The sequence below is a fragment of the Peribacillus sp. P4_D6 genome, assembly GCF_056401795.1.
Map to the genome: position 1 here is coordinate 1 of NZ_JBFUIQ010000191.1, position 5,174 is coordinate 5,174.

Here is a 5,174-nt window from a genome sequence, read left to right on the forward strand (position 1 = left end):
CATCTATCATGTTTCGGATGACCCTTCCCGTATTTGCCTTACTTTCGTTATCTGTCCCTTGATTGATGAGCATTACAAGAGCGAACATATCATCCTTGGCATAGGACATGAGTGATTCATCATTATGCTCCACATAACGAATTGTAATATTTAATAAGTTAAAATCTTTTTCATCAGATAAGGTTTTTCTTAAATCATCGATATAATCAGCATATCGATCAATCGGAACGAAGTATTCTTGCAGCACTTCAGTTTTGGTGGGGTTGCTGTAATCCATAAAGGCTGAGTCCGACCGCATCACATTATTCCTCGAAACCAAGTTACCATCAATATTGGCCGTGTAGGTTTTTTGAGTTTCCCAAAACCTTTCTTTACCCCAGTCATTATAACGTGAGAGACCAAGAAAGAATTTAGGCACGGCAATGATCGTTTCCCGTTTGAGAGTATTGTAGTTAGATAGCTGTGTTTGGTCATTTGCTCTATAATAATCCGTTACATACATTTCATCCAAATAGGAGCCAGGAGCCACAGATATTCTTGCAAGATGCATTTTAACATCATCGTTTTGAAGAACTTTTCTTTTAAAGTACGAAGTATATTCATCATAATGAAGTGATTTGGTTTTAATTTTATAAAGTTCGTCATCGGTAAGGTGGAGTGTTACATCGAGTATTACTCCAAACAAACCATACCCGCCAATAACCGAATGGAAGAGCTCAGAATTTTCTTCGCGGCTCACTGTAAGGATTTGTCCTTTTGCGTTAAGCAACCTAAAAGATTCCACAGTTTCTATCAAGGCATGATGACGGATATCGCGACCATGGACATTAACGCTCAAAGAACCGCCAATGGTAAAAATGTTTTGAGATTGACTGACCTTCAGTGAAAGTCCATATGGGTTGATGTATTCCTGAAGAGCAGCCCAGGTTGCACCGCTTTGGACCGTAATGCGTTTTTCTTTTTCATCCAAATCAAGTATTTTATCATAGTTCTTCATATCGAGCAGAATCCCGTTTGGATATAATGTCTGCCCTCCTTGGCTATGCTGCATTCCGGCAATGGATATGGGATCATCGTTTTTTTCGGCATCCAAAACGACCTTTTTGATTTCTTCTTCACTATCTTCTGCCTTAATCACTTTCATTTTAACTGGCATCAGACGGCTTATATCTTTGGCAATAGGGTGGTCAAGCTTAAAATTAAAAGCCTGCAGCGATAATCCAAATAATAGTGCATATAGAGTGATAAATAAAAATCGTTTCATGATATTTGGCATTCTACTCCTCGTTTACTTTGTTTTGACACTTAATTGAAATAAAAATGTATGAACCTTATATATTAATGGATTTTCCCTGACCATTCAGTAAGATTGGGGTTAATATTGAATTAAATGTCAGATATTTAGAAATGAATCTTTTGATTTATGTATTAGTTCTTAGTTTTCAGCCCATTAATGATTGTTTTGGTTAGCGGTATGGATAGTGATTCCAAGCTTTGTTCTGAGTTGTTTAATCCCCAATGATAGATGATTCCCATCAGGCTTTGGATGATAAGTTGTGAAATTTCGTTAACTGATTGGTCAGTGCCAATGTCGTTTTGTTCTTTCGCCTCTTCAATTAATGAACGAATGATTTTAAAGAGTGAGCGGTTTGAATTTAAAAAGTAAGTATGTTCTTTCGAATCTAAAGCGGAACTGTAAATCACTTTCATTAAATCTTTGCCCATTTCTACTTCCAGAAAACGCATCAATTTGCGAATGAAAATAAGCAATTTCTCGGTAGCGTCCATATCGACGGGGAACGAACGGAAGACTTCGCGATAGTAATCATCGACTTCTATGAATCTCACTAAAAAAATGTCCGATTTCGCTGAAAAGTGTTGGTAAAATGACCCTTTTGATGTGCCGCTTTTTTTCACGATTTCGTCAACGGTAACTTTCTCGTAACCTTTTTCGCTAAATAGCTTTAAAGATATTTGTAAAATTTTTTCACGAGTCTTTTCTCCCCTAAGTTGTTTCTTTCTGGGTTCAATCATAAAAAACCTCCAAATGATAATTGACAGAATATTCCTATATAGTTTAATATCGGACTACAGTCTAGTTAAATGATTGCTGGTCTATTTAATCTAACGTAGATCATGATTAATCACAACGCTATCTTAAATGGTTTTCGCGCATTTGGAAAGCGCTTACAAGGATTTAGGGGCAAGTATGGGGAAGGTTAATTCAGTTTAAATAGGAGGTTTTTCAAGGATTTCTATACAATCGGTTACTGTCTTGCAGAAAGGCTTATTCCTCTTTAGCCCTAAGTATATGGATTGTATTTTTTAATATTGTTGGATTCAGTATATGTAAATGGAGGGTGGTGGTTTTCAGGATAAATTGAGAGCTAGGAATGAACTAGAGTGTCGGGAAGCTGGAAAAGAGTTGTATGGTAAACTTTTTTGGGAAATAGTAGCATGAAAAGGGAGGAAATAATCTTGAATCATTCCAGTGGTGAAATAGAGAAACGAACGATCAGTAAGACGATGAAACGCATTCTTCCATTTATCCTGCTTTTGTATATCATCGCTTACTTGGACAGGGTCAATTTAGGCTATGCCGCTTTACAAATGAATGCAGAATTAGCCTTATCCGCTGAAGTTTTTGGATTGCTTTCTGGTATTTTCTTCATCGGCTATTTCTTTTTTGAAGTTCCTAGCAACATGATCATGCATAAAGTGGGAGCTCGGATATGGATTGCCCGTATAATGATTTCGTGGGGGCTTGTGGTAATATTAACAGGATTTGCCCAAACAACGATGCATTTATATATTCTCCGTTTTTTATTAGGTGTTGCCGAAGCTGGTTTTTTCCCTGGTATAATTTTGTATTTAACTTATTGGTTCAGGGCCCGCGAAAGAGGGCGGGCAACAGCGGTTTTGCTTTTGGCCCTACCGATTGGCGGATTGATTGGTGCGCCTGTGTCGACATGGATTCTTGACAATATTTCCTGGTTCGGTATGGCAGGGTGGAGATGGATGTTCATTCTTGAAGGCATTCCGGCCATTATTATAGGAATTGTTGTTGTTTTCTATTTAACTAATAGACCGTCTAACGCTAAATGGTTATCAAGGGAAGAAAGTGATTGGTTAGAAGGCGAATTGAGTGCGGAAAGAAAAGTTAGCTCGAAAATAAATAAAGTCACGAAGCTTGATATGCTGAAAGATTCAAAAATCTGGAAGTTGGCCCTTTTTTATTTTGCAGGATACACATCCATCTATGGATTGTCATTCTGGATGCCAACCATCATAAAATCTTTATCGGTAAACGCAACAACTAATTTAGAAATAGGCTGGTTAGCGATGATTCCATCGATAGTCGGTATACCTGCGGTCATGTTTGTAGGCTGGAATTCAGATCGGACCAATGAACATAAAACACATTTGCTCGTTTGCCTCATGATAGCGGTTGTCGGATTTATCGGATGCGGCTTTTCAAATAGTGTTTTTATGATGGTGCTTATGTTAACGATTACATCTTTCGGGTTATACGGGTTCAGCGGATGTTTCTTTGCCTATATGACATTTTTCTTCACTGAGTCCACTGCCCCAGTTGGAATAGCCATAGTCAATTCATTTGCGGCTTTAGGCGGTTTTGTAGGACCGATGATTCTCGGAACTGTTGCCTTTACTCAAGGAATGTTTATTTTATCTGGATTACTTGTGATGGGAGTCATTACGCTATTATCATTAAAATTGACAAGTGCTTCAGATGAAAACATAGGTAAAGAAGTTGAAGTCAATATTAATCGATTATAAAGGTTCTAAATGTATTGAAGATTAAAAGTGATTAAAAAAGAAACATCATTGGAAATCACAGCGTTTCCATGATGTTTCTTTTTTTATTTAAGCACATATATATGGGGTGGGAATACCAGTTGAGCATGTCAAAGTTTAATCTAAATCGCAGGTTCTGCTTAATAAGACTTGTTTGTAGTTTTCGGCGGGATTAGAATGGAGATGAGATGAAAGTGCTTTCGAAAAGATCAGGGATCCCTTTTCTATTCATGTGCTGACTTCATATTATTCATTAGGKGAATAACAGCAGAAATGAGGTGATGATGTGGAAATTCATTTGGTGGCAAAAGATGAGATTGAGGCTCAAGGAATTCGTTGGATCGTGGAGTCCCACCTAACGGGAGTTAGACTGATCTTATGGAAAACGATTGAAGAATTTGAAAAGGGCATACGCAATCAGCAACCTGAATTCGTTATTTTGGATATGGATATTTGGACGGATGAAAGTGAGGCGATGGGTGTTTCGTTAAAGCGGAGGGGAATTCGATGGTTAGGGATTTCATCTGAGCGAATCTTTCAAACGGCTTATCGAGCTTTACGCTTTCGTGCTGAAGATGTTTTATTCCGTCCTTTTTCTTCGGCGGATTTGGTAAAACATATCCAACAATTACGTTTTCAATTGAGAAATGGTCCAGGTCATATCTCGTCAAACACCATGGATGATGAGAATGCTCTGGATATTGGGTATCCAGATTTCTTCTTGACAGACCGGAAGCATGAAAGCCGTATAACCATGGTCGCTTTCTTAACACCTGATAACAAGACCCTTCCATTAGTTTATGATGAACTGCAACGATATTCTTTTACTGGGAAGAATCAAATCTTCGCTTTATCGGATTTTATTTTATGTGTCCAGGAAACAAAGGAAATGGAGATATATAAGGAAGAGTATCAGGCCTTCCTTGCCCATTGGAAAGAAAGAATGGATAAGCCCCTTGCCATCATAATAAAGGYGGCAACATCAGATGAGTCTTTAAAAAGGATGTATCAGCAAACTCGTGAATTTACGAGACAAATCTTTTTTGATGGATATGATATCATCTTAGCCGAAAGTCAACAGACTTCGCCTCAAGAGATGGACCCATTCCTCACTCCTCTTGAACAAAGACTATGGATAGAAATGCTCGAGCGACGGGATGCGAAGGCCATCAGGAACTGGATTGAGCGTGAATTCCTTACTTTCGAACGACCATACCMCGACCCGGAAATCGTTCGTATCCGCCTTACAAGCGTACTTGCACAGATTCGCAGGCATATGAAATCATACAACTTGCAAAATGCTTCCCTGGAAGCCATATACTATGATGTATTTCAGCAAATTGTACATAAACCTGTCA

4 protein-coding genes are annotated in these 5,174 nt (G+C 38.3%); 2 read left to right on the plus strand and 2 right to left on the minus strand.

Going from position 1 to position 5,174, the window contains the following annotated elements; all coding sequences use genetic code 11:
• Positions 1 to 1,276, minus strand: a 1,276-nt coding sequence (locus AC1DVB_RS25035) for an FAD-binding oxidoreductase (RefSeq protein ID WP_477591470.1), incomplete at its 3' end; no start/stop codon positions are given.
• 152 nt (positions 1,277 to 1,428) lie between these two features.
• On the minus strand, positions 1,429 to 2,034 hold the full coding sequence (locus tag AC1DVB_RS25040) for a TetR/AcrR family transcriptional regulator (RefSeq protein WP_057275976.1): 606 nt from the start codon (positions 2,032 to 2,034) through the stop codon (positions 1,429 to 1,431).
• A 444-nt stretch (positions 2,035 to 2,478) separates the two neighbouring features.
• Between AC1DVB_RS25040 and AC1DVB_RS25045 the strand changes: the two genes are divergently transcribed.
• Both AC1DVB_RS25045 and AC1DVB_RS25050 read left to right on the plus strand, forming a co-directional pair.
• Complete coding sequence (locus AC1DVB_RS25045; protein WP_057276051.1) at positions 2,479 to 3,798, plus strand: MFS transporter; 1,320 nt, start codon at positions 2,479 to 2,481, stop codon at positions 3,796 to 3,798.
• A gap of 304 nt (positions 3,799 to 4,102) precedes the next feature.
• A partial coding sequence (locus AC1DVB_RS25050) for a response regulator transcription factor (RefSeq protein ID WP_477591473.1) occupies positions 4,103 to 5,174 on the plus strand: 1,072 nt, incomplete at its 3' end.

What these genes read in the sequence shown, in the direction of transcription:
- AC1DVB_RS25040 (WP_057275976.1), bottom strand. Translation starts at nt 2,034, where the DNA reads ATGATTGAACCCAGAAAGAAACAACTTAGGGGAGAAAAGACTCGTGAA.